Below are 24,776 nucleotides of genomic sequence, written 5' to 3' on the forward strand. Positions count from 1 at the left end.
GCAACGCCCTTTAACTGGTCGCAAGGCGGCTCTACATGCGTTTGCATGGAAAATGCACGCGCCGGCCGTTTCGCGCCAACCGCCCTGATGCTCGGCAATCTCGTCACCGGCTGCTCAGTACTGGCGCCGGCGGGCATGCTGCCGGAATTGGCGACGGGGCTCGACGTCAGCATCCATGCGGCTGCGCTCCTGATCACCTTCGGGGCTGTCATCCTCTGCATCGGCTCGCCGCTGACGGCCTGGCTCACCAGCCGGATCGAGCGCCGGGCGTTACTCACCACGACGCTGGCGGCGCTCGCTTTTGGCAATCTGGCCTCGGCCTTTGCGCCCGACTATGCGAGCCTCCTCGTCATCCGCCTGGTGATGCTCGCGGTCGGCGCGCTTTACACGCCGCAGGCCGCCGGTACGGCGGCGTTGATCGTGCCGGTGGAGCGTCGCGGCAGCACGATTGCCTACATCTTTCTCGGCTGGTCGCTCGCTGCCGCCGTCGGCCTGCCGCTGATCACCTTCATCGCCAGCCGCTATGGCTGGCGCGCGGCCTATGGCGGAATCGGCGCGCTCGGTTGCGTCAGCTTCCTGCTGTTGCTGATGCGGCTGCCGGGGGGCTTGAAGGGGACGCCGGTGGATCTGAAGACCTGGAGCGCGGTCGGTCGCAACAGAACGATCCGGCTTCTGTTTGCGATCACGATGTTGCAGATGTCCGGGCAGTTCGTGGTGTTCACCTTCATGGGGCCGCTGCTCAACAAGCTGACCGGCGCAGGGCCCGATGCGATCGGCCTGGTGTTCGCTCTCTATGGCGTCTGCGGCTTCCTCGGCGTTGTCATCGCGACCCGCATCGTCGACACCTCGGGACCCTATCGCACCTCGCTGCTGTTCACCTGCCTGCTGCTTGCAGGAATCACGGGCTGGGCACTCGGCGCCGGCACGCTCGCGTTGATGGCGGGTGCGGTCGCGATCTGGGGCCTCGGTTTTGCCTCGACCAATTCGATGCAGCAGGTGCGGCTGGTCTCGGCCGCACCGTCGCTGGCATCGGCGACCGTCGCACTCAACACCTCCGTCCTTTATATCGGCCAGGCGGTCGGCTCTGCCGTCGGCGGACTGCTGTTCGCCCGCGAGCTCCTGCATACGCTCGGCTTCGTCGCAGTCGGTTTCGTGGTGGTGGCGCTGATCCTGGTCGTCCTGACCCGGCCCCGGCCGGCAACAGCCGCCCCGGCCTGAACGGAAGCGTGCCTGTGTGCGCAAGGTGCTTGGCAAACCGCGCGCCGGGAGGCTAGAAGGCCGGTCATGGGGACCAAAGAGGGTTGACTGAGATGAGGATGATTCTGGCGGTTGCCGCGGTGCTCTATTCAGCTTCCGCTTTCGCGCAAGCCGACAAGCCACCAATGATCGGAGACAAGCCGTTGGTGCAGGTCAAGCCCAAAGGGACCAAGGCGGGCACCAAGGAGGCTGCGGCCAAGCCGGCTGCCGCGCCGAAGGGCAAGCCACAATCCATCGCGGCGCGGCTGCAGGCTTGCCTGGACCTCGATGACGGCACCAAGGACCGGCTCAATTGCTACGACGCCGTGATCCCGCCGACGCCAAAGCCGAAGCCGGCCAAGGCCAAGGGCTACGCCGATTGCCGTTTCTTCAAGGAAGAGGACGAGCGGCTGGCCTGCTTCAACGGCTTTGCCGAAAGCATTCCGAAGCTGCCAAAGACCTGAGGCAGATCAGGGCCTGCGACAGTTACAGGCCCACCTAGCCAAAATACCGACGGCGCAATATCGCGGGCTTACCGGCTCGACGGGGATGGATTGGTGGAGGCCACGCGCGTGAGCGCGAGTGATGGCGTCGCCGACATCTTCACGAGGACGTCCTTGAGCGGGTCCCGCGTCCACGCTCGCGTCACATAGTCACGATGCGTGATGCCGTCCCCGGTTTCGACGAACACCACGCTGCCCGGACGCAAGGGGCCGTCCATGTCTTCGGAGACGGTTATGCCTTTCTGCCGCAGCGTGCTCATCAGTTCGCGGTCGCGCCGCGCGGTGTAGCGGGTGTAGGAGCTGACGAAGAAGCCGGAGCGGTGGCTCTCGATCCATGAGGCGAACTTGTCCATCTCGCCATAGACGGCGTCGAGCAACACGACGCCGCGGACACGGTCACTGATGCCACCAACCTCGAGGCTCCAGGCCGTCGGCAGGAAGCCGCCGCTGTAGCCGACGATCACGATCGGCATGTTGGCGAAGGCGCGGGCGCTGTTGGGATCGCCGGTGAGGCGGGCGAGATGGTTCGCCGACTCGTCGATGAAGCGCTTGAGGCCGCCAGCCTGCCAGAATTTTCCTGCGCTGGAATCGGCGGCATCGACCGCCATCTGCGGTGCGAGCAGGATGGCGTTGGCGCCGGAATCAGTGATCTGTTGCGGCACCAGCTGGCGGTCGCGCACGTCGCGCTCCAGCGTCGCGCCATTGCCGTGGAAGAACACCACGATCACGCCTGGCTTCCGCACGTCGAAATGTTCGGGCACGTGCATCAGGACGCGGTTATCGTTGTAAGTCTCGTCCTGCCAGAACACGCGCCCGGAATAGCTGCGGTGGCCGCGGCGGTCGCCCTTGGAGATGTTGAGGAATGGCGCGTCGGAGGCAGGGTTGTTGCCGAAATAGGGGAAGGCTGACGATTTCATGCTGACGAGCGTCGTCAGGTCCTCGCGTGGCGGACGCTGGTAGGGGGCCTGCGGCGCGAGCGAAGCAACCTTGTAAGGCGCCTGCTCCGGCTGCGGCTGCACGGCGCGCTTGGGTGAGAAGTCCGACATCTGCCGTTGCAGAAAACCCTCGCTCGCGGATGGGAAGCGCTCCCTGAACTGGGGGGCCGGGAATCGATCCTCGAACGTGTCGTTGCTTGCGACTTGCTGGTTTGTCTTCGCAACGACCTGGACGTTGGCTTGGACGTTGGCCTGCGAGTTCGCCGCGAGCGCTGCCGGATTGGGCGCCTTGCCGCATTGAACCAGTGTCAGCGACAACGGCACCAAGGCTGAGATCAGAGCGATCCGAAGCGCACGACCGCGTGCGCCGGACGTGGTCCGGTCGGCGCGGATGTCAGCTCTCGGCTTCGGAACGGCCCCGACCATTCACCCATGACCCCAAGTCATGACCACAAGTCCATCGGCAATCGTTAAGGCAATTGAGCCGATGGGCGTTTAGGCGACGTTAAGTATCCGGAGAAACTTCCCCACATCCGGAACGCTCAAAGGGACCACGCAATCGTGTCGTGATTGTGGGGGAGGGAGACGGGATGTCCCGGTGTTTACGACGCTTTATTGCCCGCATCGTGCATTGATGGTGCTGCAGTACCGATTCGGCCCCGCCTCATTTAACCCTTGTTAACCCTGCTTGAATTGACTGGACCGAGCTGCACGATGCTTCCCACGAGGCGTGACGCCTGAGGTTGAGGACGGCGATGACGGCATCAGATGCGGGTACTGCACCCTGGACCGGCCGGCTGACCGGAAGCGGGTCGGGGGTCTCCGTTCTGGTCGCAACCGCCATCGTCGTGGCCGACATGATCGGGGTCGGCGTCTTCACCAGCCTCGGCTTCCAGGTCAAGGACATTCCCTCGGGCTTCTCGATCCTCTTGCTTTGGACGGTCGGCGGCATCGTCGCGCTGTGCGGGGTGTTCTCCTACAGCGAGCTCGGCGCGATGTTTCCGCGCTCGAGCGGCGAATACAATTTCCTCGGCCGTGCCTATCATCCCGCCTTCGGCTTTCTCGCCGGCTGGGTGTCGGCGACGGTTGGCTTTGCAGCGCCCGTCGCGCTCGCTGCGATGGCCTTCGGCGAATACGCCAAATCGGTCGTGCCCGGTGTGCCGCCGATCCCGCTTGCCATCGGCGTGGTGTGGCTGGTCTCGCTCGTGCAACTGACCGGAGTCAGGCACTCCTCGACCTTCCAGTTGATCTCGACCATCCTGAAGGTCGTGCTGATCGTTGCCTTCCTGGTTGCCGGCTTCATCGTCGGCGAGCCGCAGGCGATCGCCTTCACGCCGCAGGCGGGCGATCTCGCGCATATCGTCAGCGCGCCTTTCGCGATCGGGCTCGTATTCGTGATGTATTCGTTCTCGGGCTGGAATGCCGCGACCTACATCATCGGCGAGATGAACATGCCGCAGCGGGACCTGCCGCGCGCGCTGCTCGCGGGCACGCTGATCGTGCTCGTGCTGTACGTGGCGCTGAATGCGGTGTTTCTGCATTCCACGCCGGTGGGCGCGCTCGCGGGACAGCTCGACGTTGCCAGCGTTGCCGGCAGCGCGATCTTCGGCAATCTCGGCGGCCGGATCGTCGGCGCGATGATCTGTTTCGGCCTGATCTCCTCGATCAGCGCGATGATGTGGATCGGCCCGCGCGTGATGATGACGATGGGGGAGGATATTCCGGCGCTGCGCGTGTTCTCGCGGAGATCGGTGCGCGGCGCGCCGGCCTATGCCATCCTGTTTCAGCTCGCCGTCGCCAATTTGCTGCTGTTCACGCGCAGCTTCGAGGCCGTGCTCGACTTCATCCAGTTCGCGCTGCTGTTCTGCTCGTTCTTCACGGTCGCCGGCGTCATCAAGCTGCGCATCACGGATCCCGATTTGCCGCGGCCCTATCGTGCCTGGGGATACCCGTTCACGCCGCTCGTGTTCCTGCTCGTGACCGCGTTGATGATGTACTATTTATTGACTGAGCGGCCGGTGCAATCGCTATCGGGGATGCTCGTCATGGTCTCGGGCCTGTTGATTTATGCTGTTTTCCGCAGGCGGCCGGTCGCCGCTGGCACGTCACACAATCGCGAATAGACATGTTTCGACCCATGAGAATTGCGGCCGTGGCTCTCGCCTTGCTGGCTGCGGCCGTCTCGTCCGCACGTGCTGCCGAGGCAACCTTCGACGACACCGCGCGCTTCCTCGCGGGCATGCAGCCTTCGGCGGATTCGCCGCTGGTGCCGCTCACAAAGGACTCAGGTTGGCAACGCCACGCGAGATTCTTCGACAGTGCCTTCGCCCAGCTCGAGGAGCGCCAGCTCGCGAAGATCCGCAACTGGGCCGACGTCAATTTGGCGGCGACCAAGCCGACCATGTTTTATTGGTTCAGCGGCCCCGACTTCCTCTACGCCAACGCCTTCTATCCCAAGGCCAGCACTTACGTGCTTGGCGCGCTGGAGCCGGTCGGTGCAGTGGCTGACCTGACGCGATTGCCGCGCAGTTCGGTCGGCGCCGCGCTCTATAATGTCGAGCGCTCGCTCGGCTCCATCCTGAGTTTTTCCTTCTTCATCACCAAGCAAATGAAGGTCGACCTGCACACCAACCAGGTCAACGGCACCTTGCCGATCCTCTACGTCTTCCTCGTCCGCTCCGGCAAGATCATCCGCAATGTCGAGATGGTCGCACTCGACGACAGGGGCGGCGTGCATGTCGGCAACGACAATCCAGGACCGAACGCGACGCGCGGCGCCCGCATCACCTTTGCGGGCCCCGACGGCGAGGCGCGCACGCTGTATTATTTCTCGACCGATCTCTCCAATTCAGGTGCACGCGCGGCAGGATTCCTGAAGTTCTGCGAGACGCTCGGACCCGGCAACAGCCTGATCAAGAGTGCGTCCTATCTGCTGCACTCCGGCAATTTCACCGTGGCGCGCGACTGGTTGCTCGCCAACAGCGCGACCATCGTCCAGGACGATTCCGGCATTCCGCTTTCGAGCTACAATTCGCGGCAATGGCGGTTCTTCCCGTTCGGCCGCTATCTCGGACCGATCGGCGAATTTCCCGGCCGCTACCAGGAACGCTACGCCGCGCTGTTCACGCGCGCCCAGCCGATCGATTTCGGCGTCGGCTACCGCTGGCGGATGCACGAGTCGAACTTGCTGCTGGCGGTGAAGGTGCCGGGAAGCGAGACGGCGCCGGGGGCGGAGACCACCTCGTCCGCCGAGCCGTCGCCGAAACCGCTGCGTCCGAAGCGGCCACGTCCGCCTGAGCCGGTCCCGCCGCCACCCGGACGCTTTTTCTGGTCCCGCTAATTACCAGTGCACGCTCTGGCTCGGCACGATGAACGCCGTTGTGCTAGGCGGCGTGGCAAGACTCGTCTCCAGATACCAGCCGGAGCCGACCACGAGCAGCAGCAGGGCGATGATGGCGAGCATGTCGAGGGTTCTGGGATCGTGGCCTCGCGAACCACCCCGGGAATCCGGTCCAAGTCTGACGTGAAAATGAGGGCTGATTTTCCAGCGCATTGTTGTTTCCTCCCGCGGGGAGCATCACAGCAACGCGAGGAGAGAGTTTCGGTTCCACTCAAGGTAGCGACACCTGAGGCGCCGCATCATGCTCAGGATGCGTTGACGCCGCGCCAGCGGCCGTAGCGCCAAGGCAAGTACCAGCGCGCGCCCTGTGGTGCGGTGAGGGGCACGTTGTCGATGCCCGAGGTGCCGAAAGGGTTGCAACGGAGCAGGCGCGCGAGCGTCATCCAGCCGCCGGCCCACAGCCCGAACCGTTCGATTGCCTCGTCGCCATAGGTGGAGCAGGTCGGCAGGTGCCGGCAATTGTAGCCAACCAGCGGCGAGAGCGTGTGGCGGTAGAGCCAGATCAGCGCGCGGCCGAATCTGCGTGGAAGCCGGAGCGCGCCCGCGACGGGATTGGAACAGTGCTCGCAGGCTGATTGCTTCATGGGCGCTTTGCTGAGATCGTGGGCGAGGTGTTGCGCGGTTCCAGTGCAGGGAACTGTAAGCTGTTGTTTGTACGTCATATTTTGCGTGCTTTTTGGGAGCAGTGCAGCAAATGCCTATGGACGAGCTGTATTCCCCCGGATACCATTTTTGTGACGTCCATGTGAGACTCATTGGAATGTCAGAATGGGGCTTGGCTGAGTCGGCTCGCCGTAAGGCTTGGGCTAAGGCTTGGGACTTGGGGAAGGGACCAGTTTGAAACTTCTGAAGGCGCTCAATCTTCGCGGCTGGTTGCTGGTAGGAATCGCCGCTTGTGGAGTCGTGCTGGCTGGTGCCGTCGCGATGCTCGGGTCGTCTGCCCGGGCCGGTGCTGCCCTCGAAGAGCGCAAGCTGCCGATGAAGTTCAATTGGGTCGCCTGCGAGCCGAATTGCCGCGGTTGGGTCAGTGCAGTCGGCATCATCACCGCCGATACGCCCCGGGACTTCGAAGAGTTTTCCCGCGGGCGCCAGCTCGGCGGCGCCACCGTGGTGCTGGATTCCAGCGGGGGTTCCGTCAACGACGCGATCACGCTCGGCCGGCGCTTCCGCAATCTCGGACTTCTGACCACGGTCGGCATTAGCGTTCAGAACCGCGGCGGGCAGTCGGCCCGTCCTGCAGTCGCGCCGGAGGCCTATTGCGAATCCATGTGCGTGTTCCTGCTGTTGGCCGGCAAGAAGCGCTACGTGCCGGACGCGGCCCATGTCCGGGTTCATCAGATCTGGATGGGCGATCGCGCCGACGATGCCAAGGCGGCGAGCTACAGCGCGCAGGACCTAATGATCGTGGAGCGCGACATCGGCCGGCTTGCCAAATACACGTTCGACATGGGCGGTGCCGGCGATCTGCTGTCGCTCGCGCTTAGCGTCCCGCCCTGGGAAGATTTGCACCAGCTCGATGCAGGCGAGCTCAAGCTCACCAATCTCGTGACGACGGATCTCGTGGCCGATGTGCTGCCGCATGTCGACATCTCCGCGCCGGCAATGGCGGAGCTTGCACCAAAGACCCAGGCGAGGTTCGGTGCGGAACCGGAGCAGGCTGCGAAGTCGACCAAGACGGCGGAAGCCCTGGTGCCGACGGGCGGCGTGGCCACGCCGGTTGCGGCGTCGCAGAAGTAGCCTCGAATCTCTGATCTATTTCCGGGCCCTGCGACGAGCCCGGGATCAGCCTCCGAATCAGCCTTGCGCCGCAGCCGGCTGCTTCGCCTTCGCTTCGATCTGGCCGATGGCATCGACCACGGCATCGAAGGTCAGGAGTGTCGAGGCGTGGCGCGCCTTGTAGTCGCGGACCGGCTCGAGGAACTTGATCTCTTCCCATTTGCCTTCAGGAGGCGCGCCGTTCTCCTTCAGCATCTTGCGAACAGTTTCGCGTAACTCACGGAGTTCGCTCGCAGTCGATCCGACGATCTGACTTGCCATGATGGAGGAAGAAGCTTGTCCCAGCGCGCAGGCCTTCACGTCATGGGCGAAGTCAGTGACCTTCTCGCCCTCCATCTTGAGGTCGACCTTGACGGTCGAGCCGCACAGCTTGGAATGGGCGGTGGCGGTGGCATCGGGATCCGGCAACCGCCCGAGCCGCGGAATATTCCCGGCCAGTTCGATGATCCGCTTGTTATAAATGTCGTTCAGCATGTGATGGAGTCCAGCAGGACCGGCCTTGGCGTGCGCCGTCCACGGCCTTATATAGGATCGGAACTGGCGGAAAAACAGTCCAGCGCTGCGGCAGTGGTGTGATCCAGAACCCTGCTGCCGGCGTTACGGCTTGCAGACTTTTCGCAGAAACTGTTCGCTCAGGCGTCCGGCGGTTCGCCGCCCCGTCTGCCGGTGACACTCCGGCCGCAAGGCCGTCGAACGGAGTCGACATGGACGCTACCATCAAATCCATCCGCCCCAACAAGCCCTCCGATCGGCAGCCCGAGAGCCGTCCGGCGGAGCTCGATCCTTCCGAATTCCTCGCCGCCGCCGTCCGCGCCGACCAGCCGCGCCCGGCGCGCGCCGAGGCCGAGCAGGCGGTGAAGACACTGCTCGCCTATATCGGCGAGAATACCAACCGCGAGGGACTGCTCGACACGCCGCGCCGCGTGGTCGAGGCTTTCGACGAACTCTATCAGGGCTACCACCAGTGTCCGGCCGAGGTGCTCGATCGCACCTTCGGCGAGACCGCCGGCTATGACGACTTCGTCCTTGTGCGTGACATCGAGTTCACCTCGCAATGCGAGCATCACATGATGCCGTTCTACGGCAAGGCGCACATCGCCTATACGCCGGTGGAACGCGTGGTCGGCCTGTCGAAGCTTGCGCGCCTCACCGACATCTTCGCCCGCCGGCTCCAGACCCAGGAGCACATGACCGCGCAGATCGCGGCGGCGATCGACGAGATCCTCAAGCCGCGCGGCGTTGCCGTGCTGATCGAGGCCGAGCATACCTGCATGTCGGTGCGCGGCGTCGCCAAGCATGGTGCCTCCACCTTCACCAGCCGCTTCACCGGCATGTTCCGCGACAATCCGGCGGAACAGGCTCGTTTTCTGTCCCTGGTGCGAGGCCTGCAGCGCTGACCTCGCGAATAGACCGGCGAGGGCGTTGTGTCCGCTCACTCCCATGAAACCGAGGAAGGTCTCGCCTTCCTTCCGAGATTCGATGCGGCCGGGCTCGTCACGGTCGTCGCGACCGAATTTGCCACCGGCGACGTGCTGATGGTCGCGCACATGAATGACGAGGCGCTGCGCAAGACCATCGCGACCGGCGAAGCCTGGTACTTCAGCCGCTCGCGCAATGCCTTGTGGCGAAAAGGTGAGACCTCAGGTCAGACCCAGCGCGTGCTCGAGATCCGCACCGATTGCGATCAGGATGCGGTCTGGCTGCGCGTCGAGCAGATCGGCGCTGCGTGTCACACCGGCCGCCGGTCCTGCTTCTACCGCAAGGTCGAGGCCGAAGACGGCGGCGCCAGGCTCGTCTTTGTCGATGCGGACAGGCTGTTCGATCCGGACGCGGTGTACAAGAAGTAGTCCTGCCGTCATGCGGAGGGCGGCGCTGGCGGCCCGAATTTACCCCGCATTAACCATATCTGTCCCACGGTGAGACGACAGGGCGTCGAATTGCCGGCGCGCCTCAACGCCATGCGGGCGGGCACTTCATCATGTCGGTCGACAATTCCAGTGTCTCACAGGCGGCGGTCCTTGATCCGTCGCGGGCACGCGTCGCCAGTGCGATCAAGCAGGCCTCGAACGTAGGTGGCGTCAGCTTCCAGTACATGCTGACCACCGCCAAGATGGAATCGGATTTCGATCCCACGGCGGGGGCGACTACGTCATCCGCGCACGGGCTCTACCAGTTCATCGACCAGACCTGGCTTGGCACGGTGAAGGAAGCGGGCACCCAGCTCGGCTATGGCAACTATTCGGACGCCATCACCAGGACGTCGTCGGGCACCTACACCGTCGATGATCCCGCGATGAAGCGGTCGATCATGAAGCTGCGCGACGATCCGGAGGCCGCCTCCAGCATGGCGGCTGCGCTGACGCAGTCGAACAGCTTCAAGCTCACCGGCCTGCTCGGCCGCAGGCCGTCCGACAGCGAACTCTACATGGCGCATTTCATGGGCGTCGGCGGCGCCGCGAAACTGATCGCCAATGCCGAGGACAATCCGCAAGCGGTTGGCGCGCGGTTGTTTCCTAACGCGGCGTCCGCCAATCGCTCGATCTTCTACGCCAAGGACGGCCGCGCGCGCAGCATCTCCGAGGTCTATTCCGTGCTGGATGCACGCTACGCCGGCGCGGCAAATTCGAAAACCACCCGCAGCGCGATGGCGATGTATGGCGGCACGCCGTCGACCACGCAGGTCGCGAGCGCCAACGGCGTACAGCCTGCCGCGCCGCTGATCGACAATGCCGCGTATCTCCAGACCTTTCCGAACACACGCGCGGTGATGCCGGTCAGCGCGACAGCGCCAACGACGATCGCGGACAATGCGCCAATCACGCCGGTGTTTCGCTCGATCTATCAGCCCGGCGACACCACCCAGCCGGTCTCGACGACCGTGCAGAAATTGTGGGGCAACAATGCCTCGCTCACCTCGGTCGCACCCGCGACCTCGGTCCCATCGGCAACGCCCGACGTCCGGCCGCCCCAGCCGCTTGATCTCTTCAGCGATCGCAGCGGCACGTTCTCAAGCTAATACGCACTCCCGTATCTCGGACACGTCGCAGCGTGAACGCTGCTGCGCAGCGCCAGACGTGAACCGGCCGCCTTTGTTCCCTTAACAAAACGTCAATAAAACCAGCCAGTTATGGTGAACGCTTTGTTAAGCGTCGTGGTTTATTTTGTGTTGCAGGTGACAAGCCGTCACCGCTTCGTCTTCGTTGCGTAAGCCGGAAGCACCATGATCGTTCGGCAGTTCATCAATTGGATCAGGACGGCGCCCGCCGGCGAGCGGGCCGAGGCGACGCGGGCACTGGCCCGGGCCTGGTTGATCTCAGACCTTTCCCATGACGACCGTATTGCCGCTGAAGGCGCGCTTCTGATGCTGCTCGACGATCCCTCGCCGCTGGTGCGGCAGGCGATGGCCGAGGCGTTCGCGCGCAGTACCGAAGCGCCGGCGTCGATCGTGCGGGCGCTGTCGGCGGACCAGCCGACCGTCGCGCTGCCCGTGCTCGAACATTCTCCGCTGCTGATCGACGCCGATCTCGTCGACATCGTCGCGACCGGCAACGACGAGGTGCAGTGCGCGGTCGCGCGCCGCATCGCGCTGCCGGTATCGGTCTGCGCCGCCATTGCCGAAGTCGGCTGCGCGGCGGCAGCGCTCGAGCTGATCGAAAATCCTCATGCAGAGCTTGCGCCGTTCTCCTGGGATCGCATCGTCGAGCGTCACGGCCATCTTGCCGCGATCCGCGAGGCGATGCTGGTGCTGGAGGATCTGCCGTCTGCCACGCGCGCCGCGCTGGTGGCCAAACTCTCAGAGACGCTGGCTCAATTCGTCGTGGCCCGGAACTGGCTGAGTGCCGACCGCGCCGAGCGCATCGCGACCGAGGCGCGCGACCGCTCCACCATGAACATTGCGGCGCGCTCCCGCGGCGAAGACATGGAAGGGCTTGTTCGGCACCTGCGCATCACCGGCCAGCTCACCGCGGGTCTCATTCTGCGCGCGCTGCTGTCGAACAATCTCGACCTGTTCGATGCGGCGCTGGCTGAGCTCGCCGAGCTGCCGCTGGCGCGCGTGTCCGCGCTGCTGCACGATCGCGGCGGCAACAGCCTGCACGCGCTGCTCCGCCGCGCCGGGCTTCCCGAGGCGACGTTTGCAGCCTTCCAGGTCGCGCTCGATGCCTGCCACGAGCAGGGCTTCGTCGACAGCGACGACAATGCAGCGAGGCTGCGCCGCCGCATGGTCGAGCGCGTACTCACTCATTGCGAGACCGACCGCGGCGCGACCGAGCCGCTGATGGTCCTGTTGCGCCGCTTCGCCACCGAATCCGCGCGCGAAGAGGCAAGGCTGTTCTGCGACGAGCTGGTCGCGGAGGAGACGGTTGATCCGGTGTATGACGATCTGATTGCTGCGTAACGAGACGCTGTAGGGCGGGGCAAAGGCGCATTGCGCCGTGCCCACCGTCTCTCCGCACAATTCATGTCGATTGGTGGGCAACGCTTCGCTTTGCCCACCCTACAACACCTCGCGAACGGCGACGCTACCCCGCCGGCGCGATGCTCGGTGCCAGGATCACCTCGAGATGCTCGGGGCGATCGCGGTTGGCGTCGGCGAGATAGTCGTCGGCGACCTTGCGCAGGCGCCGGCTGAGTTCGGCGGAGACGCTGATGCTGTCGAGCTTGGTGTTCTCGTGCACGATGGCAAGGATGGCGTTGATGTGGTGCGTGAACAGCTCGGCCGGTACCTTTTCGAGATCGGGCGCGTGTTCGATGACGCGGCACAGGCTCTCGGCTACGCCCGCCGCCGCCGGATAGCCGAAAGTCGCGGCATCGCCCTTGATGTCGTGCGCGGCGCGAAACAACTCGTCGCGCCTGTCCTTGCTGAAGCCGTCGTGCCGGATGGCGACGTAGGCGGCCGACAGCCGGTTGATCTCGGTCGCCATCCAGTCCTTGAACTCGCCAGCAAGGCCCGCGAGCGCCTGTTCGGCGCGGCCGATCGGATCGTCCATGCCTTTGTCTTCGACGCGGCGCAGGACCGACCGCAGCGGGTTGGGCTGCGTGATGATTTGATGCGTGGCGAAGGCCGTGATCTCGATGTCTCTTGCGCTGTTCTTCGCCATGATATCGGCCTCGATCGTGAGAGACGTTGCGCTAGATGGAGGAGCGGGCCTTGTCGAGCAGCGAGGGCTGCTGCAGCACCTCGTGCTTTTCACCGACGCGGCGCTCGGGGCCCATATAGGCTGAGTTGATGTTGCGGCGGCGGTCCGGGCCGAAATAGGTCTTGGTCTTGATGAAGGGGCGGGGACTGGCGACCACGTTGAGGATGCGCTGGTAGAGCCCCTTGGCCGAGATCGGCTTGGCCAGGAATTCGGTGACGCCGGCATCGCGCGCCACCGTGACGCGGCGCTTCTCGGAATGACCGGTCAGCATGATGATCGGCGCGTAGGGATTGCCCTTGGATTCCGGCTGCCGGATCATCTGCGCCAGCTCGAGCCCGTCGAAGATCGGCATCGCCCAGTCGGTGATGACGATGTCTGGCACGTAATGGCTGTACATTTCCAGCGCCGTGGCCCCGTCCTCGGCCTCGTAGACTTCACGCGCGCCAAACGAATGCAGCAGCGTGCGCAGGATGCGGCGCATGTGCGGATTGTCGTCGCAGACGAGGAAACGCAGCTTGTTGAAATCGATGCGGAACATGGAGCCCGGGCCGAAGTGGTCAACTTTCGTTAACCATATCTCGCCGGGGGTTAATGAAGGGTTGCGATCGGCAGTCCGGCGGGCGGCTCAGGAGCCGAACTGTTCGCGCAGAATGCGCTCTTCCAGGCTATGACCGGGGTCGAACAGCATGCGCATCGAGATGGTCTTGTCGGAGAGCACCTCGACGCGGCGAACATCGCGCACCTCGTCGTGGTCGGCGACCGCCGCCACGGGGCGCTTGTCGCCCTCCAGCACCTCAATCACGACATAAGCCGTGTTCGGCAGCAGCGCGCCGCGCCAGCGCCGTGGGCGGAAGGCGCTGATCGGCGTCAGCGCCAGCAGCGCGGCATTGATCGGCAGGATCGGTCCCTGGGCGGACAGATTGTAGGCGGTCGAGCCAGCCGGCGTTGCCACCATGATGCCGTCGGCGATCAGCTCGGACATGCGCTCGCGCTCGTCGATCAGGATCCGCAGGCGCGCGGCCTGGTAGGTCTGCCGGAAAAGGGCGACCTCGTTGATGGCGTGATGCAGGTGGACGCGGTCGTTGGCGTCGGTCGCGCGCATCAGGAGGGGGTGGATTTCTGATTCCTGCGCCGCCTCGAGGCGGGCTCGAAGATCGACCGTCGAGTACTCGTTCATCAGGAAGCCGACGGTGCCGCGGTGCATGCCGTAGATCGGCTTGCCCGTATGCATGTGCTGATGCAGCGTCTGGAGCATGAGCCCGTCGCCGCCGAGTGCGACCACGATGTCGGCGTCCTTCGGATCGCAATTGCCGAAGTCCCTGGTGAGCTGGCCGAAGGCGGCTTGCGCCTCGCTGCTCGGGCTGGCGACGAAGGCGATCCGGTCGTATCGCGCTGGCTTGGTCATGGTTTCCGGGCAGGGCCGCTGGCTCGAGAAAGTTCCGCCGGGCTCGTCTAACGATCTCGACCCCGATTGTCGAGGATGACCACCCTTCACAGCAGTCCGGCAACTGCCCATTCCGATTTGAGGATGAAACCGGGTCGATTTGTGCCCCACCGGGCTCTTCAGGCGCCGCCGGAGCCATGATCCCCCAAACCGTCGCAATTCCGCGCTAGCCTTGCGGTCCGCACCGGTGGTCGTCGCCGGGCAGGGAGAACGACCATGAATATGAATATGCCGGTGCTCCGCCGTGCGACCCTGGTGCTGGCGGTATCGGCATTCGCGCTCGCAGGATTGGCGCGCGCCGACGATCCGCCGCAGCCGCGCGCCGAGGCGGCAGCGCCAGCCGGACAGAAGGGCGGGCGCGGCGGCGCACAAAGCGCGTCGCAGAATGCATCGCCATCCGCCGAGCCGCACCGTCTTCCGTCGGATTCGACCACGAAGCAGACACTCGATCTTCCCGGCCGCAGCCTCAATTTCGCAGCGACCGCTGGTTCGATCCGCGTGTTCGACGGCAAGGGTGAGCCGGTGGCCGACATCGCCTATACATCCTATGAGCTCGACGGCGCAGACCGTGCGACGCGCCCGGTGACCTTCCTGTTCAACGGCGGGCCCGGTGCGTCGTCGGCATGGCTCCAGTTCGGCGCGGCCGGGCCGTGGCGGCTGCCGCTCGATGGCGAAGCGCTGTCGCCGTCCGCCTCGCCCGAGGTGAAGCCGAACGCGGAGACCTGGCTCGATTTCACCGATCTCGTCTTCATCGACCCCGTCAGCACCGGCTACAGCCGCTTCGTCGCGAGCAGCGATGACGCGCGCAAATCGTTCTACTCCGTCGACGGCGATGTCAATTCGATCGCGTTGGTGATCCGCCGCTGGCTCGAGAAGCACGACCGGCTGACCTCGCCGAAATACGTCGCCGGCGAAAGCTATGGCGGCATTCGCGGGCCGAAGGTGGTGCGCCAGTTGCAGCTCCAGCACGGCGTCGGCGTCAGGGGATTGATCCTGGTGTCGCCGCTCCTGGACTTCCGCGAATTCACCGGCACCAGCCTCCTGCAATATGTCGCGACGCTGCCGAGCTATGTGGCGGTGGCGCGCGAGGCGAAAGGCCCGGTCAAGCGCGCCGATCTCGCCGACGTCGAGGCCTACGCGCGCGGCGAATTCCTGGCCGACCTCGTCAAGGGCGAGGCGGACAAGGAGGCGACCAATCGTCTTGCCGACAAGGTCGCCGAGCTCACCGGCGTCGACCAGGCGGTGAGCCGTCGGCTTGCCGGCCGCTTCGACGTCGGCGAATTCCGCCGCGAATTCGACCGCAAGAACGGCAAGGTGACGGGGCGCTACGATGGCTCGGTGCGCGGCCTTGATCCCTATCCGGATTCGAGCAGCTCGCGGTTCGGTGATCCCTCCGGCGATGCGCTGCAGGCGCCGCTGACGAGTGCGGCGGTTGACCTGCTGACACACAAGCTCAACTGGCGGCCCGACGGCTCCTACGAGGTGTTGAACGGCGCCGTCGAGGGTCATTGGGATTTCGGCCGCGGCATCAATCCGCCGCAATCAGTCTCCGAGCTGCGCCAGATCCTTGCCACGGATGCGAAGCTGAACGTGCTGGTCGCGCACGGCCTGTTCGATCTCGCCACCCCCTATTTCGGATCGAAGCGGGTGCTCGACCAGTTGCCGGCCTTCGCAACGCAGCGGGTCAAGTTCGTGGTCTATCCCGGCGGCCACATGTTCTATTCGCGCGACGGCTCGCGGCAGGCTCTTCGGAGCGAAGTCGAGACTCTCATTCGGGAGTAGGCCGTCGCGTGCGCGGCTTGTATCTTCGTCCGATCTCACGCGCCACGACGGCCGCAGGCTTGATGTTGGCGCCCGCGATCCAGACGTCACTGACCTTGCCGCGCTTGTCGCGGACGCGGCGCACCGGCTCGCCGTGGCTGGAGTAACCGGCGGCCCAGGCGAGCTTGCCGGTGTCGCGGCCGGTGACCTCGATCTCGGCGGCGTCCATGAACGGGTTGTTGAACTGGGGATTGGCGACCAGCACGCGGTTGCCGACCGGCACGAGGTCGTTCGCGCCCCAGATCGTCCACCAACGGCCGGTCCAGTCGCGCACGCGGCGGTCGGGTGCACCACGGGACTGGAAGACGCGCAGGATCTGCATCGCGCCGTCCATCCAGAACGGGGCCGCGCCGTCGATGGAGTTGCTGAGGATGCTGATCGCGAGCTCGCAAGCGGGGATGGAGCAGGTCCTGGAGATGTAACCTTGAAAGCCGCCGCCATGGCCCAACCAATCCCAGCCGTCGGTTTTGCCGGCGTTGACGCCGAGGCCGTAATAGGCCTCGAAGCTTTGCGGCACGCGCCAATGGTTTCGCGTCATCTCGCGGCGGCTTGCGACCGATAGCACGCTCTTTTTCGCATTGGGCGCGAGCTGCGCGTAGAAGCGGGCGGTATCGGCGGCGGTCGCGATGAAGCCGGCGGCGGAGGCCATCGCGTGCGCGGGATTGTCGCCGGGGATCACGCATCGCTCTCCGTACGGCAGCTTGCGAGTGTGGCCGCGCGCGAACGACGCGCCCTTGGGAAGCGGCGCGTCCGGCTCGGTCTCGCGCAGGCCCGCAGGTTCGATGATCTCGCGCTTGATCCAGACCGGGTAGGGCTCCTTCGTCACGGCCTCGATGACGAGACCGATCAGCCCAAAGCCGTGATTGGAATATTTGAAGCGTGTGCCCGGCTCGATTACGGTCGGCCGCTTCAATTCCGCGAGCAGCTCGTTCGCGTCGAGATAGGGACGGCTGTCGATGAACTGGCCGGAATCGGCGCCGTCGCGCGTCAGTCCCGCGCTGTGCGAGAGCACTTGCGCAATCGTCGTTTCGGCGACGCGCGGATGCAGGCCGGCGACATGTTGGCCGATGGAATCGTCGAGCCGGAGCTTGCGCTGCTCGCGCAGCTTCATGACGCCGGCCGAGGTGAAGCTCTTCGAGTGCGAGGCGATGCGGAAGCGATGGCGCGGGGTGAGCTTCTCGCCGGTGTCGAGATTGGCGAGGCCGAACGCATGCTCGGCAACCACCTCGCCGCGATGGACGAAGGCGACCATGACGCCCGGCTGGTGGATTGTGGTGTGCTGGAATTCGATCCAGGAGCCGATGTAGTCGATCGCGGATCGCAGCCACTTGTCCATTGCGCACCGATTTACCAGGAGAGTGTTTGATGCGAGAGGCTAACCGAGAACGCAGAACGGGCACAACCCTGAGGTTGTGCCCGTTCGTCCCATTCGGAGATGCGATGTTCTGTTCTTAATAGACCAGCGTCGCTCCGGTCGGCTTGTCGAGCGCGGCGGCGAGCGAGCGATATTCGGAGCTGTCGGTGCCGGCGAGCGAGGCGAGCTTGTTCAGGTGATACTGCGCCTGCTCGCGGTTGCCCTGCTCGAGCTGCCAGAGGCCATAATACTGCCAGGTGCGGACGTGGTTCGGATCGTCCTTCAGCGCGAGCTCGTAATAGACCTTCGACGACTGGTAGTCGCCGAGCTTGCGATAGGAGTAGCCGATCAGATTGGCGACGTCGGCGACGTCGTCGCGCTTGAGCGACTTCAGCTGGCCGATCGCGCCGGTGTAGTCGTGATTGTCATAGATCGTGGTGTAGGCGGTGCGATAGGCAGCAAGGAATTTCGGATCGCTGACTGAGGAGCTCTTCTTCTTGCCCTTCTTGGTCGAGGTGTCGGATTTCGGTGGCGAGGAGGGCTCATCGCTGCCGGCGGCATAGGCGCTGGTCAGCACCGGCGCCGCTGCCACCGACACGGCGACAAGTCCCGGCACAAGAAGCATTGAGAGTTTGCGCATATAAGTTCTCCGGTATGGAACGTGGCGATCCTACACGATTGCCCAAAGACCGGAACACCCATCAGGCAAAAACATTCCCGGCATCCTGGCCTAGGGCGGATGACAAACTTGTCATCCAGATGAACGGGAGCCTGCTGTGGGCTTCAGATTGGGTTCAGTGCGAGCCTCCTAGGCTCCAACTTACGATCAAAGGGTTGGCGAGAGGGCGCCCGCCTCAAGATCCTTCCAAGAGGAGACCAGCCATGTTGAAGACCATTTCCGCAGCCTTGCTCGCAGCCTCCGTGATCGCAGCCCCGGCCTTCGCAGCCGAGACCGCCACGACCACGCCGGTGATCAAGGCAGACCAGAGCCAGACCAAGGTGTCGACCACCGCCGCGAAACCCGATGCCGGCCTCAAGGCCAACGTCAAGGCTTCGGACGTCAAGGCCGATGCCAAGGTGGACACCAAGTCGAAGGCGATGAACGCCAACGCCGCCGTCACACCGGACGAGCACAAGACCGTGCGCAAGCATCGCCACCACCACAAGCATCTGTCAGCGAAGAAGTCGCTGAAGACGCAGCCGGACGTGACCAAGCCGGCGACGATGGAGAAGCGCAGCTAACGACTGAGCCTGCGCGGCGGCGTCCTAGCATTGCCCCGGCCGCCGCGTGAGGAATTCAGGCCCGGCCCGTTCGTCACGCCTTGCGCGAAAGCTCGAGGTGCTGGCGGCGGGCCGGTATGACCATGCTGAAGCCCGCGAGCAACGTCCCAGATTTGGCGGCCGCAAACAAAACCTCGAAAACAACCCCATGCACAGTAGCGGGTCGTAGATAAATCAATGGTTTAAGGGGTGGCGTATTTGCGGATTTTACGAATCTGTTTGACTCGTCGGGCAAAACACCTGTAGACATGCATCATTGCAACCTTGGGGCTGGAACGTCTCCGAGACTGATCGAGCGGAGAGCGTAAGCGGTGCGGCGACTAGCGGAACGCGCAGTGAGCTTGGCGTTGATGCTGGCACTGCCGCTGGCGCTCACGGGATGTTTCGGCAGCGATGGTGACCGTCCAACCCTGATGGAGGGGACCCAGGCCGGAGGTCCACAACCGTTCCCGGATAATTTCCGTGGCGACACGCTGGCCTTGATGCGCAGCTATCTGAACAATCCTGTCGGCGTGCGTGACGCCAGCATGGCCGAGCCGGCGCAGCGCGAGGTCGGAGGCCGCCAGTTCTACGTCAGTTGCCTGCACTTCACCCCACGCGAGACCGACGGCACCTACAAGGCCACGAGGGAGCGCGCCGTGATCTTCGTCAACGGCCGGGCGGACCGCGTCGTCGATCGCGCCAGCGAGCTGTGCGCGGGCGCGGTTTACGTACCCTTTCCGGAACTTGAAAAGATGACGCGGTAGCGCAAAGCCCACCTTCATCGCTTGGTGATAGACAAAGCCCGCCGGAGCTGCCGGATCACATTTCGGGGAGCTTTGAACGGGGTGGTTTCGCGTTGCGACTAATCGTTACGGAAGGTTTTGTTTCCGACGGAAAAAACCGTCGGCACGCGCCTGTCGGACGGAACAAAATCGCGTTGTTGCCGCTCCGTCACAGTAACGAACGATCAACGTTCCGGCATCGCCTCGAAGCAACCCAATTCACGCCACGTTGTTTCCTGAGTGTCGAATTGAAAGAACGGGGATAATCATGAAGAGGATTTTGCTGGGCGCGGTTGCCCTGCTCGCGCTGGCTGCGCCGGCTGCCGCAGCCGACATGCAGGCGCGCACCTACACCAAGGCTCCGGCCTACACGCCGCCGCAGGTGATCTACAACTGGACCGGCTTCTACATCGGTGGCCATGTCGGCGGCGCCTTTGCCGGCGACAGCAGCTTCCAGTCGAGCGACGCGCGCTTCCTCGGCGGTGTTCAGGGCGGCTTCGACTACCAGTTCGCGCCCAATTGGGTCATGGGTGTCGAGGCCCAGTATTCCTGGCTGCCGACCAACAACGGCGGCGCTACGTTCCCGCTGGGCACGCAGGTGACCTCCAATACCGACCAGCTCGGCTCGGTGACCGGTCGCATCGGCTACACCTGGGGACCGGCGCTGCTTTACGCGAAGGGCGGTTATGCCTGGCGCAATGGCGGTCTTGGCGTCAATGTCGCCGGCGTCCCGCAGCCCTTCACCGCCACCGGCAACAGCAAGGACGGCTATACCGTTGGCGCTGGCCTCGAATACATGTTCGCGCCGAACTGGTCGGCCAAGGCCGAGTACCAATATTACAACTTCGGCAACACGACGATCACCTCCGGTCCGGCTGACGTCGTCGGCGTCCGCGGCCGGGAGGACGAGCATACCGTCAAGGTCGGCGTGAATTACCGCTTCGGCTGGGGCGGTCCGGCAGCCTCGCGCTACTGACGCGCCACCAGCGACCCACGACCTGACAAAGGCCGGCTCTCGCCGGCCTTTCGTTTGCCCAGCCCTCGTTCGCAAGTCCTTTGTTTGCATCGCGTCAACCATCTGGCGCGTCATTTGCAGGCAAACGTTCTGGCGGGCGCTTTCTCGCGCGCGTCATGGAGCTCGGGTAAAGCAAAAATAATTTTTGCAGCTTACGGAACTCGCGCGCCGGAACGCGTTATATGACAATTACCGGGCTGGTGGGACGACGGACATGCGTATCTTGGTGTCGGCTGTGGTGCTCTCGTGCTTCGTCAGTTTGCCGTGCGCTGCCCAAACAATCCTCAAATCCGAGCCTCTGATGCTGGCACCCTACGAGGTGGCCTTCGTCAAGGACGCCTCGTGCTCCTCCGGTAAGGTGCTGAAGGTCACCGGCGCGATCCGTGGGCTGCATCGCCGGAAGGCCTGCGTGGCTCTGGCGGGCGAGCAGGCGTCACTGGCCACCGCGACCCCCTAAGCTTTTCCTGAGCTCTGGCTTCCCAGCTTCGATTCCTCTTTAGGAATTCAGCTCAAGCTCCATCCTCGCTTGGCGATCAGCCTCGGCCTTGTTCCGGGCCGGGTCCTCGCCCTGTGCGGCCCGGCACGGCTTGATCTCGTAATCGTTGTCGAGCACCCGGCGTGGCCCGGGACGGTTGTCATCCGCAGTTACGTCCACGACGAGGCCACTTCGCTGCGCGAGCCTCCAGACGTCGGACTCGTCAGGATAGGCCTTGCTGATCTGGGCATCGTTGCAGAACAGGGCGTAGGGCATTGTTCCCGCTCCTGGAAAGCGCATTAACGAATTTGACGGGGTAGGGGTTCCGCTCGCCGGTCGATCACGCGGCCGTGATCAGGGCCGCCGGGTCCTGAGTCCTTAACGAGTCCTGAATCCCGGAAAAAAGAATCCACGGGACTCATTTGGCGGAATCAGCGGATGTTTTCGGTCATGACGACGGACCTGAAAACCTCTTGCGGGCACATGCTGCTGCCCCTCACGCTGGCCCTGTTCGGCGCCTGCGCGGCCAATCTCTGGCTAGTGTGGTCCTGGCTTTAGGCCAGCGACGGGAGATCCGGCTTTACTTGTCAGCCGGTGGACGGGAGGAGGGCTCGCGGATGGCGGCCCGCAATTTGGTCAGGGTGGCCGCGCAATATTCCTCGCGCTCCCGCTCGAACCGCTCCTGATGCTTGCGGAAATTGGCGATGCGGGCCTGTATTTCGGTGCGGACGTCGTGGCTCGCCACCCGGGGCAACGGGAGAGGTAACGGCTGCGGCGGAGCGGCCTTAAGTGGCTCGGTCCCGATGATGGTGTTGACGGGGGCGATCTGCACCGACGCCGCCACTGTCGCCGTCGGGATCTCCGGTGGATGCAAGTCATCCTTTTTGCCGGTTACCGATTGGACGAAAGCCATTGTCTGCGCGATCAGCGCGTCGCGTTCCGCGATCCACTTCATGGTGCACCCCTGTTGGCGCCATTCCAGCAAAGCTGGCCGGCCGAATCAAGAAGGTGTTGGGTGGGGGATTGCATATTTTTCCCGGCCGCCCGACAGTGGGGAATGGATGCCAAAGCAGACCATTCAGCCGAAGCCGAGGGCTTGAGGCTCGTCCGCGCGTTCCTATCGCTGCCGCCCGACAAACGGGCGGAGGTGATCGCGTTCGTTGAGGAGTTGGCCCGCGCCAAACGCCGTCCGGAGGAGGGCGCCGACGTCTCGCCGGGGTGAGCGCTAGCGCTCCCGCGGATTGAGGTTGGGCTCGAACGGCGCCCCGACCACCCGAACCGGCGTCGGCGTGGTCCCGTCTATTGCTACCGTTTCAGCCCGCTGCTTTGCCGGAGCCGGCCAGGGACCCTGTTCGAACAGCGCAACAGCCCCGGCCAAGGCGCTACAGCACAGCGTTACCGTGGCCAGCAGAAACATGTTTCGATTTTCTTCCCTGATCCGCATGGGTCGACAACGGCCGACGCCCTTGACGGGTTCCGCCTGACCATGCCCGGATCGCTCCCCAAACTGCCGGCGGGACGCGATCGGGACATGGCCAGGACAAATCTGCAAAGACAAATCTTCAAAAACCACGGATCGAGGTCGTCTCACGGCAGCGCAGATCGAGGTTGAGAAGCAAGCCGCCCATCAGCGCAAGCGCGATATGGTCAACCTTGCCGACGGCTTTGAGCGCGCAGCCGGCGAGATCAAGACGGTGGGCGCGGCGTCCACCGAGCTTGAAGCGTCGTCCTCGACGCTGGCCAAGTGCTTTCCACGGCCAAGATGCTGGTGAGCGACAGCAACCGGCTGGGTGGCACAAACTCCGGCGGCACGGCGCCCCGGCAAGCAGCTGATTTATTGCGGCAGCAAGAGGGACATCGCGATCGCGAACAGGAAGCCCGTTGCGACGATCGCCGCGACAGCACCCGCGGTGATCTTGGCGATCTCTCGGCTGGTATAGGGACGCATGGGATGCGCATGCTACCTCATGTTCAACTCTGATCCAATCTGTGGTCAGTAGCCGCGCCCGAAATGCGTGCGGCCAACGTCCATTCCCGAAGGTCGATCCATGAACGAGGATATCAGCGACGGCTGGACCGCGTCCGCGGCTGCTTGGATCGTCGAGCAGGGTGAAGACGGCGACTATGGTCGCCGCTTCGTGCTGGACGCGCCGATGCGAGCGCGGATCGAAGGGCGCGGCTTCCGCAATGCGCTCGACGTTGGCTGCGGCGAGGGGCGCTTCTGTCCCATCATGCAGCGCGCCGGCATCCGCACCACCGGCATCGACCCGACCGAAGCGCTGCTCGCGCGTGCCATGGAATTGGACCCGCAGGGCGACTACCGGCTTGGCCGAGCTGAAACAATGGAGATCGAAGCGCCATTTGATCTGGTCGTCAGCTATCTCAGCCTGGTCGACATGCCCCATCTCGGTGCGGCGATCGGGAAGATCGTGGCAGCGCTGCGGCCGGGCGGTACGCTGCTGATTGCCAATCTGACCAGCTTCAACACCGCGGGTCCGCCCGACGGCTGGACGCGTGACGGCGACGGCGCCTTGCGCTTCAACATCGATCATTACATGGAGGAGCGGCCGACTTGGGTGACTTGGCGCGGCATCCGAATTCTGAACTGGCATCGTCCGCTCAGCACCTACATGACGCTGCTACTCGATCAGGGGCTCCTGTTGCGCCTTTTCGTCGAGCCGCAGCCCAGCGGCGGCGACCCCGACAGGAATGCCTTTCATCGCCGGGTGCCTTACTTCCACATCATGGAGTGGCAGAAACCGGTTTGAGGATGGGATGAGATTCGGATGGAACGCATGACCACAGTGTTCACAACGTAGTCTTAAGGTCCGGACGATGATCTCCAAGCGCCCACCCGTGCTCGCCCATGAGCGGTTCACCGCCGACCGCGAGAATTTTGTCGGCCTCGATCTGGCCGCGCGGTTCGAGCGCATCGAGAAGACCAACCTGTGGGGGGCGGCCAGTTCGGTGTCGGGCCTCGGCTCGGAGAATCCCGCGACCGCAGCAATCCGCGAGGAGCTTCCTGCACTCCTGCAACAGCTCGGCGCGCGCTCGCTGCTCGATGCGCCCTGCGGCGACGCGGGTTGGATCGGTCGCATCAAGCTGGATCTCGACTACACCGGAATCGACATCGTGCCGTCGCTGATCGCGGCCAATCGCAAGCGCGTGGCTGGCGGTGAGTTGTCAGGCCGGTTTCTCGTTGCCGACATCACACGCGATGCACTGCCGCGTGCCGACGTGGTTCTGTGCCGGGACTGCCTGGTCCATTTGAGTTTCGACCACATCGTCCGCGCCGTCGCGAACTTTCGCGCCAGCGGTGCGCGTTTCCTGCTGGTCACGACGTTTCCCGAATGGGACGACAATTGCGATTGCGAGGACGGCGACTGGCGGGCGCTGAACATGGAGAAGGCGCCGTTCGACTGGCCGGCACCGCGCGAGCTGATCAACGAGCGTTGCGAAGAGGGCAGTGGCGGCTGGCGCGACAAGAGCCTCGGGCTGTGGCGGCTCGATGAACTGCCCGATCCTGTCCTCACTGCCCGGGGGATATGACGGACGCGGGCGGAACGTCCGTTGCGTGAGTGATTGCCCTCGCGCTATACTTTGGGTTGCATGATGCCGTCTCGCATTGCGGTGA

At 64.3% G+C, this 24,776-nt stretch carries 28 protein-coding genes; 17 read left to right on the top strand and 11 right to left on the bottom strand.

Annotated elements, in window-relative coordinates; translation table 11 throughout:
* The first annotated feature begins 45 nt into the window (after nt 1-45).
* Both IVB07_RS15005 and IVB07_RS15010 read left to right on the top strand, forming a co-directional pair.
* The gene (locus tag IVB07_RS15005) at nt 46-1,218 is read left to right on the top strand and encodes an MFS transporter (protein ID WP_247767734.1); all 1,173 of its coding nucleotides are present in this window, start codon (nt 46-48) and stop codon (nt 1,216-1,218) included.
* Between the two features lie 92 nt (nt 1,219-1,310).
* Nucleotides 1,311-1,700 (top strand): hypothetical protein, encoded by a 390-nt coding sequence (locus tag IVB07_RS15010; protein WP_026232937.1) that lies wholly within the window; start codon nt 1,311-1,313, stop codon nt 1,698-1,700.
* A gap of 68 nt (nt 1,701-1,768) precedes the next feature.
* On the opposite strand, the gene IVB07_RS15015 is transcribed toward IVB07_RS15010, so the two are convergent.
* The gene (locus IVB07_RS15015) at nt 1,769-3,100 is read right to left on the bottom strand and encodes an alpha/beta hydrolase (protein WP_018455371.1); all 1,332 of its coding nucleotides are present in this window, start codon (nt 3,098-3,100) and stop codon (nt 1,769-1,771) included.
* Nucleotides 3,101-3,429: 329 nt separating this feature from the next.
* Here IVB07_RS15015 and IVB07_RS15020 point away from each other — a divergent pair, with 329 nt between their 5' ends.
* Nucleotides 3,430-4,797 (top strand): amino acid permease, encoded by a 1,368-nt coding sequence (locus IVB07_RS15020; RefSeq protein WP_247371671.1) that lies wholly within the window; start codon nt 3,430-3,432, stop codon nt 4,795-4,797.
* 2 nt (nt 4,798-4,799) lie between these two features.
* Nucleotides 4,800-6,014, top strand: coding sequence for a hypothetical protein (locus IVB07_RS15025; protein WP_085351145.1), 1,215 nt, complete (start codon nt 4,800-4,802; stop codon nt 6,012-6,014).
* Here the strand turns inward: IVB07_RS15025 and IVB07_RS15030 are convergent, their stop codons facing one another.
* Entirely contained in the window at nt 6,015-6,227 is a 213-nt protein-coding gene (locus tag IVB07_RS15030) for a hypothetical protein (RefSeq protein WP_026232939.1), read from the bottom strand.
* 92 nt (nt 6,228-6,319) lie between these two features.
* Complete coding sequence (yidD, locus tag IVB07_RS15035; protein ID WP_247361984.1) at nt 6,320-6,658, bottom strand: membrane protein insertion efficiency factor YidD; 339 nt, start codon at nt 6,656-6,658, stop codon at nt 6,320-6,322.
* 253 nt (nt 6,659-6,911) lie between these two features.
* Here yidD and IVB07_RS15040 point away from each other — a divergent pair, with 253 nt between their 5' ends.
* Complete coding sequence (locus IVB07_RS15040; protein ID WP_247361986.1) at nt 6,912-7,811, top strand: hypothetical protein; 900 nt, start codon at nt 6,912-6,914, stop codon at nt 7,809-7,811.
* 57 nt (nt 7,812-7,868) lie between these two features.
* On the opposite strand, the gene IVB07_RS15045 is transcribed toward IVB07_RS15040, so the two are convergent.
* Nucleotides 7,869-8,324, bottom strand: coding sequence for an iron-sulfur cluster assembly scaffold protein (locus IVB07_RS15045; RefSeq protein WP_007602629.1), 456 nt, complete (start codon nt 8,322-8,324; stop codon nt 7,869-7,871).
* Nucleotides 8,325-8,554: 230 nt separating this feature from the next.
* Here IVB07_RS15045 and folE point away from each other — a divergent pair, with 230 nt between their 5' ends.
* The 4 genes from folE (at nt 8,555) to IVB07_RS15065 (ending at nt 12,246) form a co-directional block, all read left to right on the top strand.
* Complete coding sequence (gene folE / locus IVB07_RS15050; RefSeq protein ID WP_007602630.1) at nt 8,555-9,247, top strand: GTP cyclohydrolase I FolE; 693 nt, start codon at nt 8,555-8,557, stop codon at nt 9,245-9,247.
* A 27-nt stretch (nt 9,248-9,274) separates the two neighbouring features.
* The gene (gene hisI / locus IVB07_RS15055) at nt 9,275-9,697 is read left to right on the top strand and encodes a phosphoribosyl-AMP cyclohydrolase (RefSeq protein ID WP_085351148.1); all 423 of its coding nucleotides are present in this window, start codon (nt 9,275-9,277) and stop codon (nt 9,695-9,697) included.
* A 131-nt stretch (nt 9,698-9,828) separates the two neighbouring features.
* Nucleotides 9,829-10,866, top strand: coding sequence for a lytic transglycosylase domain-containing protein (locus IVB07_RS15060; protein ID WP_247335680.1), 1,038 nt, complete (start codon nt 9,829-9,831; stop codon nt 10,864-10,866).
* 204 nt (nt 10,867-11,070) lie between these two features.
* Nucleotides 11,071-12,246: a DUF2336 domain-containing protein gene (locus IVB07_RS15065; RefSeq protein ID WP_247361988.1), complete on the top strand. Its 1,176-nt coding sequence runs from the start codon at nt 11,071-11,073 to the stop codon at nt 12,244-12,246.
* A 124-nt stretch (nt 12,247-12,370) separates the two neighbouring features.
* On the opposite strand, the gene IVB07_RS15070 is transcribed toward IVB07_RS15065, so the two are convergent.
* From IVB07_RS15070 to IVB07_RS15080, 3 genes are all read right to left on the bottom strand, one after another.
* On the bottom strand, nt 12,371-12,949 hold the full coding sequence (locus IVB07_RS15070) for an Hpt domain-containing protein (protein ID WP_247361991.1): 579 nt from the start codon (nt 12,947-12,949) through the stop codon (nt 12,371-12,373).
* Nucleotides 12,950-12,980: 31 nt separating this feature from the next.
* Entirely contained in the window at nt 12,981-13,526 is a 546-nt protein-coding gene (locus IVB07_RS15075; RefSeq protein ID WP_007611745.1) for a response regulator, read from the bottom strand.
* Between the two features lie 87 nt (nt 13,527-13,613).
* Nucleotides 13,614-14,393 carry an NAD kinase gene (locus IVB07_RS15080; RefSeq protein ID WP_085351151.1) on the bottom strand — a complete coding sequence of 260 codons (780 nt, stop codon included), beginning with the start codon at nt 14,391-14,393 and terminating at the stop codon, nt 13,614-13,616.
* A gap of 255 nt (nt 14,394-14,648) precedes the next feature.
* Between IVB07_RS15080 and IVB07_RS15085 the strand changes: the two genes are divergently transcribed.
* On the top strand, nt 14,649-16,214 hold the full coding sequence (locus tag IVB07_RS15085; protein WP_247361993.1) for a peptidase S10: 1,566 nt from the start codon (nt 14,649-14,651) through the stop codon (nt 16,212-16,214).
* On the opposite strand, the gene IVB07_RS15090 is transcribed toward IVB07_RS15085, so the two are convergent.
* Both IVB07_RS15090 and IVB07_RS15095 read right to left on the bottom strand, forming a co-directional pair.
* Nucleotides 16,201-17,589, bottom strand: coding sequence for a serine hydrolase domain-containing protein (locus tag IVB07_RS15090; RefSeq protein ID WP_247396134.1), 1,389 nt, complete (start codon nt 17,587-17,589; stop codon nt 16,201-16,203). The genes IVB07_RS15085 and IVB07_RS15090 overlap by 14 nt on opposite strands.
* Before the next feature lie 115 nt (nt 17,590-17,704).
* Complete coding sequence (locus tag IVB07_RS15095; protein ID WP_247299730.1) at nt 17,705-18,247, bottom strand: tetratricopeptide repeat protein; 543 nt, start codon at nt 18,245-18,247, stop codon at nt 17,705-17,707.
* 242 nt (nt 18,248-18,489) lie between these two features.
* Here IVB07_RS15095 and IVB07_RS15100 point away from each other — a divergent pair, with 242 nt between their 5' ends.
* The 4 genes from IVB07_RS15100 to IVB07_RS15115 all read left to right on the top strand — a co-directional run bounded on the left by IVB07_RS15100 (nt 18,490) and on the right by IVB07_RS15115 (nt 21,124).
* A complete protein-coding gene (locus tag IVB07_RS15100; RefSeq protein WP_247299728.1) occupies nt 18,490-18,849 on the top strand; it encodes a hypothetical protein in 360 nt (119 codons plus the stop codon).
* A 389-nt stretch (nt 18,850-19,238) separates the two neighbouring features.
* The gene (locus IVB07_RS15105; RefSeq protein WP_247364644.1) at nt 19,239-19,634 is read left to right on the top strand and encodes a hypothetical protein; all 396 of its coding nucleotides are present in this window, start codon (nt 19,239-19,241) and stop codon (nt 19,632-19,634) included.
* A 286-nt stretch (nt 19,635-19,920) separates the two neighbouring features.
* On the top strand, nt 19,921-20,628 hold the full coding sequence (locus IVB07_RS15110) for an outer membrane protein (RefSeq protein WP_085384994.1): 708 nt from the start codon (nt 19,921-19,923) through the stop codon (nt 20,626-20,628).
* Between the two features lie 253 nt (nt 20,629-20,881).
* Nucleotides 20,882-21,124 (top strand): hypothetical protein, encoded by a 243-nt coding sequence (locus IVB07_RS15115; protein ID WP_018455389.1) that lies wholly within the window; start codon nt 20,882-20,884, stop codon nt 21,122-21,124.
* Between the two features lie 39 nt (nt 21,125-21,163).
* Here the strand turns inward: IVB07_RS15115 and IVB07_RS15120 are convergent, their stop codons facing one another.
* A complete protein-coding gene (locus IVB07_RS15120; RefSeq protein WP_018455390.1) occupies nt 21,164-21,418 on the bottom strand; it encodes a hypothetical protein in 255 nt (84 codons plus the stop codon).
* 304 nt (nt 21,419-21,722) lie between these two features.
* Entirely contained in the window at nt 21,723-22,097 is a 375-nt protein-coding gene (locus IVB07_RS15125) for a hypothetical protein (RefSeq protein WP_247361997.1), read from the bottom strand.
* Nucleotides 22,098-22,199: 102 nt separating this feature from the next.
* On the opposite strand from IVB07_RS15125, the gene IVB07_RS15130 reads away from it, so the two are divergent.
* The 3 genes from IVB07_RS15130 to IVB07_RS15145 all read left to right on the top strand — a co-directional run bounded on the left by IVB07_RS15130 (nt 22,200) and on the right by IVB07_RS15145 (nt 24,691).
* Entirely contained in the window at nt 22,200-22,364 is a 165-nt protein-coding gene (locus IVB07_RS15130) for a hypothetical protein (protein WP_007602663.1), read from the top strand.
* 826 nt (nt 22,365-23,190) lie between these two features.
* Nucleotides 23,191-23,910, top strand: coding sequence for a class I SAM-dependent methyltransferase (locus IVB07_RS15140; protein WP_247362000.1), 720 nt, complete (start codon nt 23,191-23,193; stop codon nt 23,908-23,910).
* A gap of 67 nt (nt 23,911-23,977) precedes the next feature.
* Nucleotides 23,978-24,691 carry a class I SAM-dependent methyltransferase gene (locus tag IVB07_RS15145; protein ID WP_247362002.1) on the top strand — a complete coding sequence of 238 codons (714 nt, stop codon included), beginning with the start codon at nt 23,978-23,980 and terminating at the stop codon, nt 24,689-24,691.
* Nucleotides 24,692-24,776: the final 85 nt, after the last annotated feature.

It is taken from the genome of Bradyrhizobium sp. 172, from assembly GCF_023101065.1.
GTDB classification, from domain to species: Bacteria; Pseudomonadota; Alphaproteobacteria; order Rhizobiales; family Xanthobacteraceae; genus Bradyrhizobium; species Bradyrhizobium canariense_D.